Annotated in this window: 14 protein-coding genes; 6 read left to right on the top strand and 8 right to left on the bottom strand. The window is 46.8% G+C overall.

The genetic code is table 11. The annotated features are described in order from the left end of the window. Positions 1-6: 6 nt before the first annotated feature. From J2W69_RS00315 to J2W69_RS00295, 5 genes are all read right to left on the bottom strand, one after another. Positions 7-1,125, bottom strand: a complete 1,119-nt coding sequence (locus tag J2W69_RS00315; RefSeq protein ID WP_310273426.1) for a flavin reductase family protein — start codon at positions 1,123-1,125, stop codon at positions 7-9. A 278-nt stretch (positions 1,126-1,403) separates the two neighbouring features. Next, positions 1,404-1,988 carry a hypothetical protein gene (locus J2W69_RS00310; RefSeq protein ID WP_310273424.1) on the bottom strand — a complete coding sequence of 195 codons (585 nt, stop codon included), beginning with the start codon at positions 1,986-1,988 and terminating at the stop codon, positions 1,404-1,406. Between the two features lie 136 nt (positions 1,989-2,124). Continuing rightward, positions 2,125-2,583, bottom strand: coding sequence for a GNAT family N-acetyltransferase (locus J2W69_RS00305; RefSeq protein WP_310273422.1), 459 nt, complete (start codon positions 2,581-2,583; stop codon positions 2,125-2,127). Positions 2,584-2,650: 67 nt separating this feature from the next. Then, positions 2,651-3,148, bottom strand: coding sequence for a thiol peroxidase (gene tpx / locus J2W69_RS00300; RefSeq protein ID WP_310273420.1), 498 nt, complete (start codon positions 3,146-3,148; stop codon positions 2,651-2,653). A gap of 23 nt (positions 3,149-3,171) precedes the next feature. After that, the gene (locus tag J2W69_RS00295; RefSeq protein WP_310273418.1) at positions 3,172-3,810 is read right to left on the bottom strand and encodes a methylamine utilization protein; all 639 of its coding nucleotides are present in this window, start codon (positions 3,808-3,810) and stop codon (positions 3,172-3,174) included. Between the two features lie 170 nt (positions 3,811-3,980). On the opposite strand from J2W69_RS00295, the gene J2W69_RS00290 reads away from it, so the two are divergent. Then, on the top strand, positions 3,981-5,228 hold the full coding sequence (locus J2W69_RS00290; protein ID WP_310273417.1) for a hypothetical protein: 1,248 nt from the start codon (positions 3,981-3,983) through the stop codon (positions 5,226-5,228). A 25-nt stretch (positions 5,229-5,253) separates the two neighbouring features. On the opposite strand, the gene J2W69_RS00285 is transcribed toward J2W69_RS00290, so the two are convergent. Beyond that, positions 5,254-5,877 (bottom strand): LysE family translocator, encoded by a 624-nt coding sequence (locus J2W69_RS00285; RefSeq protein WP_310273415.1) that lies wholly within the window; start codon positions 5,875-5,877, stop codon positions 5,254-5,256. 73 nt (positions 5,878-5,950) lie between these two features. Then, positions 5,951-6,784 carry a DNA ligase gene (locus J2W69_RS00280; RefSeq protein ID WP_310273413.1) on the bottom strand — a complete coding sequence of 278 codons (834 nt, stop codon included), beginning with the start codon at positions 6,782-6,784 and terminating at the stop codon, positions 5,951-5,953. A gap of 258 nt (positions 6,785-7,042) precedes the next feature. On the opposite strand from J2W69_RS00280, the gene J2W69_RS00275 reads away from it, so the two are divergent. Together J2W69_RS00275 and torT are read left to right on the top strand one after the other, a co-directional pair. After that, positions 7,043-8,314, top strand: coding sequence for a DUF3422 family protein (locus J2W69_RS00275; RefSeq protein WP_310273411.1), 1,272 nt, complete (start codon positions 7,043-7,045; stop codon positions 8,312-8,314). A gap of 70 nt (positions 8,315-8,384) precedes the next feature. Next, entirely contained in the window at positions 8,385-9,431 is a 1,047-nt protein-coding gene (torT, locus tag J2W69_RS00270; protein ID WP_310273410.1) for a TMAO reductase system periplasmic protein TorT, read from the top strand. 10 nt (positions 9,432-9,441) lie between these two features. Here torT and upp read toward each other — a convergent pair whose 3' ends face one another. Continuing rightward, the gene (upp, locus tag J2W69_RS00265; RefSeq protein WP_310273408.1) at positions 9,442-10,095 is read right to left on the bottom strand and encodes a uracil phosphoribosyltransferase; all 654 of its coding nucleotides are present in this window, start codon (positions 10,093-10,095) and stop codon (positions 9,442-9,444) included. Between the two features lie 140 nt (positions 10,096-10,235). Between upp and J2W69_RS00260 the strand changes: the two genes are divergently transcribed. From J2W69_RS00260 to J2W69_RS00250, 3 genes are all read left to right on the top strand, one after another. Then, a complete protein-coding gene (locus tag J2W69_RS00260; protein WP_310273406.1) occupies positions 10,236-11,081 on the top strand; it encodes a M90 family metallopeptidase in 846 nt (281 codons plus the stop codon). Positions 11,082-11,160: 79 nt separating this feature from the next. Next, entirely contained in the window at positions 11,161-11,643 is a 483-nt protein-coding gene (locus J2W69_RS00255) for an FKBP-type peptidyl-prolyl cis-trans isomerase (protein ID WP_310273403.1), read from the top strand. Between the two features lie 132 nt (positions 11,644-11,775). Further along, on the top strand, positions 11,776-12,618 hold the full coding sequence (locus J2W69_RS00250; protein WP_310273401.1) for a hypothetical protein: 843 nt from the start codon (positions 11,776-11,778) through the stop codon (positions 12,616-12,618). The last annotated feature ends 44 nt before the right edge of the window (positions 12,619-12,662 follow it).

Below are 12,662 nucleotides of genomic sequence, written 5' to 3'. Positions count from 1 at the left end.
GTCACCCTATAACTCTACCTGCAGATCGCTGTGTGCTGCGCTGATACACAACTGAATTTGTTCAGGGCTATCACCTGAGATTTGCCCGGTGCGTAAATTCAGCACCTGGCCTGTTTTTTTCTGACAGACACACTGATAACAAACCCCTATCCGGCAACCAAAACGAGGACTAAGTCCTTGTTGCTCCGCTGCCTGCAACAAAGGCATACCGGCTGTGGCTTCTACTGTTGTTACCTTACCCTGTTGTATGAACAAGGCTTGTTTTACTGGTCCTTCAGATACAAGCCGCGCTAAGCCAAACAGCTCGGTATGAATCGCCGCTGCAGACACTCCTAGTTGTATCAGGTCATCGCTGTACTGACGACTCATAGCCTCTGGACCACAAAAATAGTACAGGGCTTTGTGCAAAGAAAAATCGGTGTGAGCTTGTAACCGCTGCACTAAATTCAAACGGCCTGCGGTTGCTGTTTCAATCAGTTGCAGTTCAAATAAAGGTTGTTTTGCCGCCAACTGGTTCAGTTCAGTTAAAAACGCAGCCTGTGCCGCAGCTTTTACGCAATAAAACAAAACAATGGGCGAAGTCCAGCAGCGTAAACTGCTTAACATGGACCAGAGTGGTGTAATACCAGAGCCTGCAGCCACCATGACTATGGCACCTGTTTTCCCGGTATCAGCATTAGGTTTCATTACAAAATCACCCATAGCGTCACTGATACTCAAATGGCGTAATGCGGCAATGCCAGCCGCCAAAGCCTGAGTAAACTCACCTTGTGGCTGAATACGACAACTGATGCGGATTTGCTTTTGCTGTGCAAACAAAGCAGCAGAAGAGCTGATACTAAAACTGCGGCTGATATAGCGGCCCTGATGCATTAAGGTCACCAACAGATGTTGCCCGGCAGTAAAACCAATCCAGGACGATGCTGGCTCTAACCAGACACTCAGCATTTGATCCGTTTCCCAGCGAAAATCAACAATACGGGCACTGTGATAATCCGGATGCACCCCAGGCTTATTCCAGTTCAACAAAGGATGCAGGTAATAACTCAGCTTAGGCTGATTCGCCAGCATTAAACTAAATTGGCGATAGAGGTTCTGGCCCCATAAAGAGATCGTTTTGTTCACACTGGTCCTTCCACTTATTTTCAGCGCACAGTTGTACACTAAAAATAAATTAAACTCCACTTTTCAGATCTAAAAACAAGACAATTAAACATCATGCAATTGAATTAAAACAAGTTTATTAATTGAATAAATAAAGATCAAAAACAGGTTTGAGTGAACAACTGTTATTTTTAATTGTCTGTAAAGGCAAATGGCGGGATAGTTGAACACAAGCCGTCAGTCTTCAGACAAAACGGCTGTAACAGCAATACCAAAACGGAATGTTAAAACTCAGGCTTTTAGTGCGGCCAGTTGCTACCAGCATCACAGTTTTCAACCCAAAGCACATTGTTACGGGAGTCGTTATTGATATACACCTGATTCACTGCAGACTGAGGATAAACCAGCCCATCCCCACAATCTGCGCTTTGACCAGGCCCTACCACAATTTTACTGCCAACTTTTAAAGTACAACTGCTCATTTGGTTGAGTACACTCCAGCTGGGACAAATGGCATTGGCTTCTCTGTATTGATCCGTTGGGCCTTGTGGCAAACTAAAAGACCACCAGCGGCCATATAATGTATAACTTTTCGCCTGATCCCAAACCCGATACACAGTAACAGGAGCTGTAGCTACAAACACCTGGCCCATACAAAGCTGGCCTTTGTCCGGCTGCCCTAATGCGGATTGCAAAAGCTCCGGATCTGAGATGGCCTCTAAGCCAACAGCAGGTGCCTGAATGCTTCCCACACATTCTGTGATTTGATCAGTAGTGTGAACTGTTTGTGTTGGTTCTGGCGGCACAGAGGAAGGTAAAGTGCTGCAACCTGCCAGCAATGAGGCAGCCAGCAGTATCCATAACTGTGGTGAATAAAAATGCATAAAGCAAACTCCTTGTTTTTGTGAATTTTGAGTAGCACGCCTGAACAGCCGTACACCAATCAGGCACAAGGAGCTTAGCCCAAAAAATGCGATTATCACCAGAACTATTTTGGGGACAGGTAAATAATCTAAAAATTTACAGCGTTTTTTCCATAAAAACGCTCAGAGGATCCAACTGATAAGAGGCAAAAGGTGCTCTGTACTGATAGCCCAGCTTTTCATACAAGCCCAGAGCTTCAGGCTGAGAAATACCGGTTTCAAGCCGTGCCGACGGGATCTTTTGCTCAACAAGATAAGTTTCCAGCGCCTGCATCAGTAGTTTCGATACTCCACGGCCTCTGAAAGAGTCCAGTACGTAAACCCGCTTAATTTCGCCATAAAGGCCATCATCAGACATTATTTTAACAGCGCCACAGCCTGCTAATTCATCATCCAGATAAGCCCCTAAAAACAATACATTAGGCAAAGCCAGCGCATTTGGGCTTTCCATATGATTACTTTCAGCAGGGTATAAAGAGGCCATATAAGCGTCAGATAATGCTAATAGATGTGCAGCCGGGGCAGATAAGGGATCAAGAGGTTTAATAAGCATCATAAAATTCTATTGAAGGTACTTGGGTATAAACAAGGGGAGCAGAGTCAGAAACTCTGATCCCATCACTTTAACTTAATACAGCCAATGCGCCTTCATACGAAGGTTCATCTGCAGTTTCAGCCACTTGCTCTGTATATAACACAGTGCCATCAGTGCCAATCACTACAACAGCACGGGACAATAAACCGGTCAAAGGACCAGTAGAAAATTCCACGCCATAATCTTTGCCAAATGAACTGCGGAAACTTGAACCGTTTTTCACTTGCTCTAAACCTTCAGCACCACAAAAACGCGCCTGAGCAAAAGGTAAGTCGGCAGAAACACAGACGACTGCAGTGTTGCTTAAACCGGATAAAGCTTTGTTAAAAGTACGGACAGAGGTAGCACAAGTTGGCGTATCCACACTTGGGAAAATGTTCAGTACCACACGCTGACCAGCAAAATCTGCCAGTTTTAAATCAGCTAAACCTGCGCCAGTTAAAGTGAAATCAGGGGCTTTGCTGCCCACTGCCGGCAAATCGCCTATGGTCTGAATTGGATTACCTTTTAACGTTACTGTGGCCATAAATCGGCTCCTTGATGAATAATTTAAGGGGTATAGGAAGCACCAAAACCTTTTTTCGGTTTCTTTGGTTTCTCCTGAGCGGTAATAGCCAGTTGATAATTCATCACCTGACCATCTTGAATTTGTACCTGCTGAGTCACCCAATCGGCATTTTGCCATGGATGCCAGAGCTTTAACTGATAATTGCCATCTGGCACACCACTAAAGTTCGCCAGCCCTTTATCATCTGTTACCTGCAGAAACGGACTGTCACCAACATAAATATAAGCCTGCATATAGTCATGAATATTACAGCCCAACGCAATAATTCCAGCCTGATCGACTACCACTGGGGCTTCCGGTTTGTTGGCATAGAGTTTTAACTCAAACACCTTGGTTGGAGAAAACGAATAGACATGATGACGGGTTTTATCCAGATTAGGAAAATCAACGGAGGTGCCTGTCTGATAAGCCGAAACAAAAGGAATAAAAGTCAGGTCCTGTTGCTTCACTTCAGCTTTTTTTTGCGCAAACTGAAGATTAGCCGGGTCCAGCAGCTCAACGACCGCATCTTCAAGAGGTTGGCCCTGCTGGTCGGTCACAGTAATTTGAACTGCAGCCACAGCTCCAAGGCTATAACACAACAATAGACAAGCTGAAAAAAAACGGGCTAAAGTAGTCATTCACTGGTTCTCCGAGCCTGAGCAGACAAAAGTCTGGTTAAACTAAAGCAGTTTAATCCTCTTGTCATCATATGCCAGCTAAAGCGGCTGAAACTTTGTGGTGCTGGCTGTTTTTATCAGTAGCTGCAAACTGCTATTCTCAAGGCAGAATACTAAATAAGGAACACAGGATGTCCAGGGCCCGTTTTGCTCACTTTTATATCAAGCTGATCCCTGCGTTATTTTTGAGCGCTGCAGCAGTAGCTTCAGAACAGCTGAGCCTGCAAGGCCGCGGAGAATTTTACCTGAATAAACAAAATGATACAGCCCATTATTTAAAACCATGGTGGCAACAAGGCACAGGCCAGTTTGGCAGTCACACCGAAGCAGGTGTTGGTCCTCAGTACCTGGTCGCCCATCTTGAAACCAATTCCGACTTTTCAGCCACAGTGCATGCCCAGTGGCACAGAGCTCCCGAAGCAGGCTTTGGCGTTACCGAAGCCTGGATCAACTGGAATCCTTTACCTGTTTCCGGCTACAGAGTGCGTGGCAGAGCAGGTATTTTTTATCCGGCTATGTCGCTGGAAAATACCGACTTAGCCTGGACTTCACCTTATACAAATTCGTTTTCTGCCATTAACAGCTGGATAGCTGAAGAAATCAAAACCAGAGCTGTTGAATTATCCGTCAGCAGGCCTGGGCGTTTTTTTAAATCTGACCACAGTATGCAGTGGGTGGGCGCTTTGTTTCAGGGCAATGATCCGGCGGGTTCCATTTTAACCTGGCGTGGTTTTGCCTTGCATAACCTGCAAACCAGTATTGGTGAGAGGGTTCACTTTGCCAATTACCCCAGCATAGCTGTGGGTGGAGAAGTTGAACTGCAACCAGCATGGGTTGAACCTAACCGCGAACTGGATCATAAAACCGGCTATTACACAGGACTGCACTGGCTGCATAAAGATCAGACCGAAATGCGACTCTATTGGTACGATAACAGAGGCGAACCTACGACTTTTAAAGATGGGCAATATGCCTGGGATACCCGTTTCCTCAGCCTGGCTTTACAACATCAACTGACAGAAGAATGGCGATTGCTGGCGCAGGTTCTGAATGGCAACACAGCTATGGGTGAGCAGGCTGTCGTTGCAGACTATCAAAGCAGTTACCTGATGCTGAACTATCAGTTGGAACACCACAGCATCAGCGCACGCTACGATCATGTTGAAGTGACAGATAAAGATCTAAGCTTAACCGATGACAATAACGGCAAAGGCCATAGCTGGACTTTTAACTGGACTTATCAGTGGACTGAACATCTGGATCTGGCGCTGGAACACAGCAGTTTACAGAGTTTTCAACCAAACAGAACCCAGTGGGCTGGCTGGCAGGCGCATGCAAAACAGCGCTCCAGCAGCCTGATTTTGGGCTATCGCTGGTAAGCCGGGTCTTGAAATAAAACGGTGATCAACCCAACAGCATCCAAAGCGCTACAGCAAACATTAAACTGGCAGCAATACGGTTAAGCCACTGTACTTTATTTTGTTGCTGGAAAAATGCGCCTAACGCTTTGCCACCACTTGCGTACAGCAGCATAGACAGAAACTCCATTAAAATAATAAGAAAGACCAATACCAGCAACTGTGGCCAGAACGCCAGTTGGCTATCGATAAAAGGCGGCAACAAGGCCATATGAAAAGCCCAGCCTTTAGGGTTAGACACAGCGGTAACAAAACCCTGACTAAATAAAGTGCGTCGTGCCAGCAATTCCCGGCTAACACCAGCTTGTGGAATAGCTAATTTGCCTTTGGCCCACCACATTTGCCAGCCGATATAAGCCAAAAATAAAGCGCCAGCGATTTTAAACCATTGAAAAACGGCCGGAAATTGCAGCATCATAGCGGCAACGCCACAAACAGCCAAAATGGCAACCAAAGCCACACCTAACATTTCGCCCCACATCATCCATAAAGTGCGGCGCACGCCCTGCGTCATTCCAAGCGTCATCGCCAAAGTCATACACATACCTGGTGTGACTGAAACAAATAAAAAAGTCGGAATAAAAGCGCCCATCAAGGCCAGATTAACCATAGCTACCTCATCAGCTGAAGACGGCTATTCTGGCGCTGAACACTGATACCGGCAAGTAGCGCCGACTGGCTTTTTACTGCTCTGGTCGCTCGCGCACAAAAACGGCAAAACGGGGGGTGCCTTTATGCGTCAGACCATGGTACTGAAAAGTCACCAGACGCCCTATCTCTGGCGGATTTTTTCGCTCTTGCACACTAAAACCTGAACCTAACTTAAAACGCCGGCCATCCGGTAATTCCACCAATAACGCACCCAGCATGCCACTAAACTGACCTTTGCCCGGTAAATGCGCCACGACTCTGGCTTCTGCATCTTCCGCCAGTTTTAATTTCTGCAAATGACTGACCCGCCCGCTTTGATAAAGCGCGTCAGCACGATGCAACATCAATCCTTCGCCGCCTGCAGCTACCACCTGCTGCAACCACTCATTCAGTTCAGCCTTGGTTTGCAATTGCTTCTGTTCCAGCAACTGCACAAAAGCATTCTCTGGTAGTTGCTGCCGTAAAAACTGCAAACGCTCTGTAAAAGTGCCCTGCTGTGTTGGCGCATCAAATACCATCAGCCGGATGTTTTGCCAGTCTGCGTTATCAGAGCCCTGCTGCAACGCCTGCATCACTTGCTGGAACTTGCCCCTGCCTGCCCACAACTCAGCATCCAAAGCAAAATCAGGCAATTGTTTCGATAAATGATCCGGCAACTTTATCCATTGCCCGCTGCGACTACGCAGTTGTTTGCCGTCCCAAAAGGCTCTGACACCATCGAGTTTTTCGCTGATCCAAAAAGCAGATACGGCTTGGTGCTGCTGATAAGACTGAGCCAGTTGTAACTGGGGTAAGCTGCTCAAAGCAAAAGCCGGTGCTGATGAGAGCATGGCCGTACAACACAGCGATAAATACAAAATTCGCATTTGTCTATCCTCTTTGTTGTGTTCCTCTTTTAATTGTAGCCCTGCTTTATTTGAAAATAAAATGTTAACTAAAATGCACTTCTTTAGTGCCATCTTGTGCACTAAGGGAACATCAAGCTGTTGTTTTTTATGATAAACCTGGTCTGGAAATAATAAATTCACTAATAAAATCAAGTGATTGACATCTGGCTGTCATGCATAGGTATAGATACTGCTTCTGTTTTGTGGCGCGTTTATCTATTCCTTTTGGAGTCTGTTATGGTTCAGCTTTATTTACGCCAACACCCGCAACGCGATGTGTTGGAACAGGAATTACAGCAACGCTTTTTTCCGGCTCTGGACTCCCCCTGCCAGCTTTGTCAGTTTGTGCTGACGCTGTCGGGCACCTCACGCAGTGCTGAATATCAAGCCATGCAACAACTGGCGCAGCAACATGGCAAAGATCTCGAACCCCACGAACAGGACTGCAACCTGCAGCTTGGCAGCAGTTGGTTGCGTTGGGAGCGGCACAATGAATTTTCCACTTACACCTTTATCCGCCCAGGTGCTGCGTCCAGTCTGTTTTGTGATCCAGAGGATTTAGTGCCTGATCCACACTGGTTTGCCAGCTTACCCGGCCAGTTATTCCGGGTGGTGCAGCTGAGCATAGTGCAACCCTCTCAACTGGTAGCAAAGGACCCGGCAGAGCTTTTTGTCAGTGAACATCTGATCAGCAGTATGGTGTTTAACGGCAAAGCGCGGATCTGGACGGATTTTCGTAAACACAATGAAGGTGCTGGCCGTATGCTGCTGCTGGATAAAGGCTTAAGCCGCAGTGCTTTGGGAGCTTTGGTACAGCAGCTGTTTGATTTGGGCAACTACCGTAAACTGGCCCTGCTGGCCTGGCCTTATTGCAAACTGGCATTGCATCAGTTGCCGCAACAGGAGCAGCAACTGGCGGTGATCACTTCCCGTATAGAACAAAAACAAGGCAATGATGAACAACTGCTGGATGAACTGATCCAACTGGCGGCTCAGACTGAACATCAGATCTCGGAAAACAGCAGCAGATTACAGGCCAGTCATGCCTACTACCAACTGACGCTGGACAGATTAAAAAGTCTGGATGAAGAACCTGTTGAAGGACTAATGTCGTTGCAGCATTTTACCGAACGACGTTTAACTCCGGCCTGGCGTACTGCTCAATCTGTATTAAAACGCCAGCAACAACTGGCAGAACGTTTAGGCCGCTCCACTGAGTTACTGCGTACTCAAATTAATTTAAAACTGGCATGGCAAAATCAGACCTTGTTATCCTCTATGGACAACAGAGCCCACTTGCAGCTGAAATTACAAAGTGCAGTCGAACGTTTGTCTGTGGTGGCCATTAGCTACTATTCGCTGCAACTGCTAACCAAAGCTCAGCAAGCTATAGTGCATTGGATCCCACAGTGGCCTGCCAAAACTATTGAATCTATCAGTATTCCAGTGGTGGTCTCTATGGTGCTTTGGTATTTCTGGCATTTGCGAAAAAAACTGGCACAACATTAACGCGATAAAAAGACAAATCGCGACACTATGAAATCTTCTATAGTTTGAAGCGGGTATAACAGGAGGTTTCATGTCCAAAGCGTTTTTTCTGCTCAGCCTGGCGCTCTGTTCAGCACTTAGTAGCTCTTTGTCTGCAGAGCAAAACTGGTTTCCGGTTGAAGTAAAAGCCGACGGTCAGGCACTGGAGTACCAGCCACTGCAGAGCGTAAGTAAAGCATGGCGGCTTTGTGCTTTATTGCCCCATGGCAAAGATCACTACTGGTGGGGTGTGTCCTGGGGCTTAGCAGAAGAAGCTAAACGTCAGGGGGTACAACTCGGAATTTATGAAGCCGGAGGTTATGAAAACCTGCCACGCCAACGCCAGCAATTATTGGATTGTGTGAGCAACAAAGCCGACGCTCTGATTATTGGCGCTATTTCCAGCGAAGGTTTAAATGATTTAATTTTGCAGCTAAAAGATGCAGGTATTCCTGTTATTGATTTAATTAACGGCATCAATAGTGACGCTATTTCAGCCCGTTCTTCTGTGTCTTTTGCTGATATGGCGACCAAAAGCATGTTGTATTTACTGCAGCACAGCCAACAAAGTTCTATTGATTTGGCCTGGTTTCCCGGACCAGCCCAGGCAGCATGGGTACAGGACGCAGAGCGGGGGTTAAAGCACACATTGCAAGGCTCAGAGGTAAAACTTTTACATGGTGGTTATGGTGCTACGGACAATTTTTCGCAGGCCACTTTAGTCCGGCAACTATTTAGCCGTGAACAACCCCATTATGTGCTGGCAAATGCTGTCGCCGCAGCTGTTACTCAGAGTTTTATTTCGAGCGAACAGCAGACAAATGTTCAGATAATGGCCTATTACGCTAACCCTGACATAGTACGATTGATCCAGCAAGGAAAGTTGCTGGCAGCAGCGACAGATTCTCCGGTGATCCAGGCTCGTATCAGTATTGATTTGGCCTTACGTATTCTGGAAAAACAAGCTTATGCCAGACAAGTCAGCCCGCAAATACGAATTCTAGACCAGCACAGTATTCAGCAACTATCCTTGCAGCAGATCATAGCGCCAAAACAACAATGGATGATACGCCAGCCTTTAGCCGTCCAAAGTCCTTAGTTTTTCAGCATCAGAGTTTGGGGCCAAAACATAAATCTCCTGCATCACCCAAACCCGGCACTATATAGGCATGTTCGTTCAGTTGCTGATCCAAAGCACCTAGCCATAAATAACTGTTTTCAGGTAAATGCTGCTGCAAGGCTGCAACGCCTTCAGGTGCAGCGATGGCTGCTGCTACATGCACAGAACGGGGAGTCGCCTGACTGGCAATCAGCTGCCAGACTTTAAGTAAAGAACCACCAGTGGCCAGCATAGGGTCTATCAAAATTAAATCGCGGCCCGTTAAATCAGGCAAAGCGGCATAATTCATTCGGATTTCAAGCTGTTCAGCCGACTCACCTTCGACCCGATAAGCACCAATAAAGCCGCTGTCGGCGTCGTCAAAGGCATTGGCAAACCCCTGATAAAATGCCAGACCAGCTCTTAACACAGTCACTAACACAGGGGGTTGCTGTGGCACTGGGATCTCGGTTTTCCCCAGTACGGTGTGCACTTCAACCTTCTGTACCGGCAGAGTTTTTGCCAGTTCTGCTGCCAGTAAAAAACCTAAACGCTCTAAGTTAAACTTAAAGCGCAGCCGGTCTTTTTGAATACCAGGATCACGCAGTTGTAACAAGATAGGGTGCACTAAACCCGGAGATAAATTCAGCTGAAATAGGTTCATAAAAAAGCTCGGTCACTGAGTATGACTCAAAGGGTATAGTTTTTTTCCGTCAAGACGCAACCTGTTCTGAACAGATGACCTTGATTTTATCCACAGCGGCGCCATAACAGCATTATCAGGGTTTATTTGGAGCACTTATTGTGCCTTTGTTGCTGTTAACTTTGCTGACCTTAGTGGTGTTGGCTGCAGTGTTTTTACCTCCTGCCTGGCGGCGCCATCGCCGGGAAAAAATTCAGCAGCAGCCTTTTCCTGCAGCCTGGCGTCACATTCTTAAGCAGCGTATGCCCTACTTCCGTGCTTTGCCTGCCGATTTGCAGTTGCAACTGAAAAAGCTCATTCAGGTGTTTGTTGCCGAAAAACAATTTGTTGGTTGTGCAGGTTTAACTGTCACTGACGAAATGAAAGTCACTATAGCGGCTCAGGCCTGTTTGCTGCTGCTGAATAAACCTGCTCATTATTATCCAAAACTGCAGCAAATCCTGATTTACCCGGCGGCCTTCGTGGTGCCAGCTCAACAGTCTGATGCTGCAGGGGTAGTCAGTGAAAGTGCACAGCTACGTTTGGGGGAATCCTGGCAAACCGGCCAGATTGTGTTGTCATGGGTGGATACTTTGCACTCTGCCGCCATCTGCAACGATGGACATAATCTGGTGATCCATGAATTTGCTCATCAGCTCGATCAGCTGAAAGGTCAGGCCACAGGTGCGCCTTTGCTCAGAAGTACAGAAGCTTATCAAGAGTGGTCACAGGTATTATCCCGTGAGTTTGAGCAGCTGCAGCGCCAGTTGGCTCAGGGCTTACCTACCTTGTTTGACGCTTATGCTGCCACTAATCCAGCCGAATTTTTTGCGGTCATTTCTGAAGTTTTTTTTGAACAACCTGATTTATTTGCAGCTCAGCATCCGGCTTTGTATCAGCAATTAAGATCTTTTTATGCGCTGGATCCGCTGAGTTGGGTGCACACCCATCCGGCATCACATCACTAAGCATAGAAAAAAGTCGACCCGATAACGCCATTGCGTAATAATAACCGCCATTTTTTAGCTAGCAGCGGATACACAAACAATGCAAATCACCAAAGATACAGTGGTTCAGTTTCACTACACCTTATCAGACGACACTGGTGTATTAGAAAATTCCAGAAGTCAGGACCCGGTTTTATACCTGCAAGGTCATGGCAACCTGATTGAAGGTTTAGAAAAATCAATGGAAGGCCATCAGGCCGGTGATCAATTTAACGTCACTTTAGCCCCGGCCGACGCTTATGGCGAGATCGCTGCTGACTCCATTCAAAGCGTTCAGGTGAAACACCTGATGGGCGCAAAAAAATGGAAACCGGGCATGGTGGCAGTGGTAAATACCGAGCAGGGCCAGCGTCAGGTCACTGTGGTTAAAGTAGGTATGTTTAAAGCTGAAGTGGACACTAACCACCCATTAGCTGGCAAAACCTTAAGTTTTGATATTGATGTGATTGATGTTCGTGCGGCTTCCGCCGAAGAAATTGAACACGGTCATGCACATGGCGTAGGTGGTCACCACCACCACTAGGCCGCTATCAGCGGATTTATTTCAGGTTCGACAGCTCTGTTGCAGCTGCTGAACCTGAATTAAACCTTGTCCTTGAGCTGTGCATTGGTTAGATTAATAGAATGTTAAGAAAAATCCAGAGGCATTGTTCTGATGCGATATGTGTTAGCCCTTGTGGTACTGCTGTTTAGCGGTCACAGTCTGGGCAGTCCATCAAAACCACTGCTAAGCTGGGCGATTAACACTGGCCCTCCTTTTCATATAGTAGGCGGATCTTTTAACCAACAAGGCCTGTGCGACCAATTACTCAACAGTATCCAAACTCATCTGCCCAACATCAGCCATCAGAATGTACTGATGCCACAAACCCGTATTCACCAGGCACTGAATAACAGAGAAGCTTTGTGCTTTCCTTGTATGATCCACAGAGCCCAGCCGACTGAAACTGCAGTGTTCAGCAACCCCACTCATTGGTACAGACCTCAGGGAATCATTACCCGTCAGGCGCTGGCCGATCATTTAACGCAGCACTTTGGTTCCCCTCTGGTATTGACGAAACTTCTGGCAGCAAAAACCTTTAAACTTGGACTGGCCGCAGGTCGCAGGTATGGGGATATAGAACCCTTACTGGAACCTTATCGTAAAAATGAGTTAATACGCTCAGGCGACAATGGGCCCATTGCGTTACTGAACATGATCCAGAGCGGCCGTATTGATTTCACTCTGGACTACGACATTCTCCTGACCTACCTGAACAAAACAGCACCACAACAAGCCAAAGGTCTGGTTTATGTGCCCATTGCCGAGTTACCTGCGCCTATTGCCGGAGCTGTGGGTTGCAGCAATAGCGAATGGGGCAAACAACAAGTGGAGCTGATCAATACTGTGATACCCAAAGTTCAGACCGATCCAGCCTTCCGGCACAGTCTTCATTTATGGTTTGATGGCAAGGTTTTGACTGCGCCTTCAGAGCCCAAAATCAAGCCTGAGCGCTAAATGGAGATAAATCAGTATGTTTGATCGAAAAACTTCAACAAAAT

This window comes from Rheinheimera soli, from assembly GCF_031457405.1.
Lineage (GTDB): Bacteria > Pseudomonadota > Gammaproteobacteria > Enterobacterales > Alteromonadaceae > Pararheinheimera > Pararheinheimera soli_A.
Note: the sequence above shows the minus strand (reverse complement) of the source record. Positions and strands in the feature narration are given on the sequence as shown.

Bases quoted from the DNA above. Each gene is read 5' to 3' on its own strand.
- J2W69_RS00250 (WP_310273401.1), top strand. From the start codon at position 11,776: ATGCGATATGTGTTAGCCCTTGTGGTACTGCTGTTTAGCGGTCACAGT.
- J2W69_RS00295 (WP_310273418.1), bottom strand. From the start codon at position 3,810: ATGACTACTTTAGCCCGTTTTTTTTCAGCTTGTCTATTGTTGTGTTAT.
- J2W69_RS00290 (WP_310273417.1), top strand. From the start codon at position 3,981: ATGTCCAGGGCCCGTTTTGCTCACTTTTATATCAAGCTGATCCCTGCG.
- J2W69_RS00280 (WP_310273413.1), bottom strand. From the start codon at position 6,784: ATGCGAATTTTGTATTTATCGCTGTGTTGTACGGCCATGCTCTCATCA.
- J2W69_RS00310 (WP_310273424.1), bottom strand. From the start codon at position 1,988: ATGCATTTTTATTCACCACAGTTATGGATACTGCTGGCTGCCTCATTG.
- tpx (WP_310273420.1), bottom strand. From the start codon at position 3,148: ATGGCCACAGTAACGTTAAAAGGTAATCCAATTCAGACCATAGGCGAT.
- J2W69_RS00275 (WP_310273411.1), top strand. From the start codon at position 7,043: ATGGTTCAGCTTTATTTACGCCAACACCCGCAACGCGATGTGTTGGAA.
- torT (WP_310273410.1), top strand. From the start codon at position 8,385: ATGTCCAAAGCGTTTTTTCTGCTCAGCCTGGCGCTCTGTTCAGCACTT.
- J2W69_RS00285 (WP_310273415.1), bottom strand. From the start codon at position 5,877: ATGGTTAATCTGGCCTTGATGGGCGCTTTTATTCCGACTTTTTTATTT.
- upp (WP_310273408.1), bottom strand. From the start codon at position 10,095: ATGAACCTATTTCAGCTGAATTTATCTCCGGGTTTAGTGCACCCTATC.
- J2W69_RS00305 (WP_310273422.1), bottom strand. From the start codon at position 2,583: ATGATGCTTATTAAACCTCTTGATCCCTTATCTGCCCCGGCTGCACAT.
- J2W69_RS00255 (WP_310273403.1), top strand. From the start codon at position 11,161: ATGCAAATCACCAAAGATACAGTGGTTCAGTTTCACTACACCTTATCA.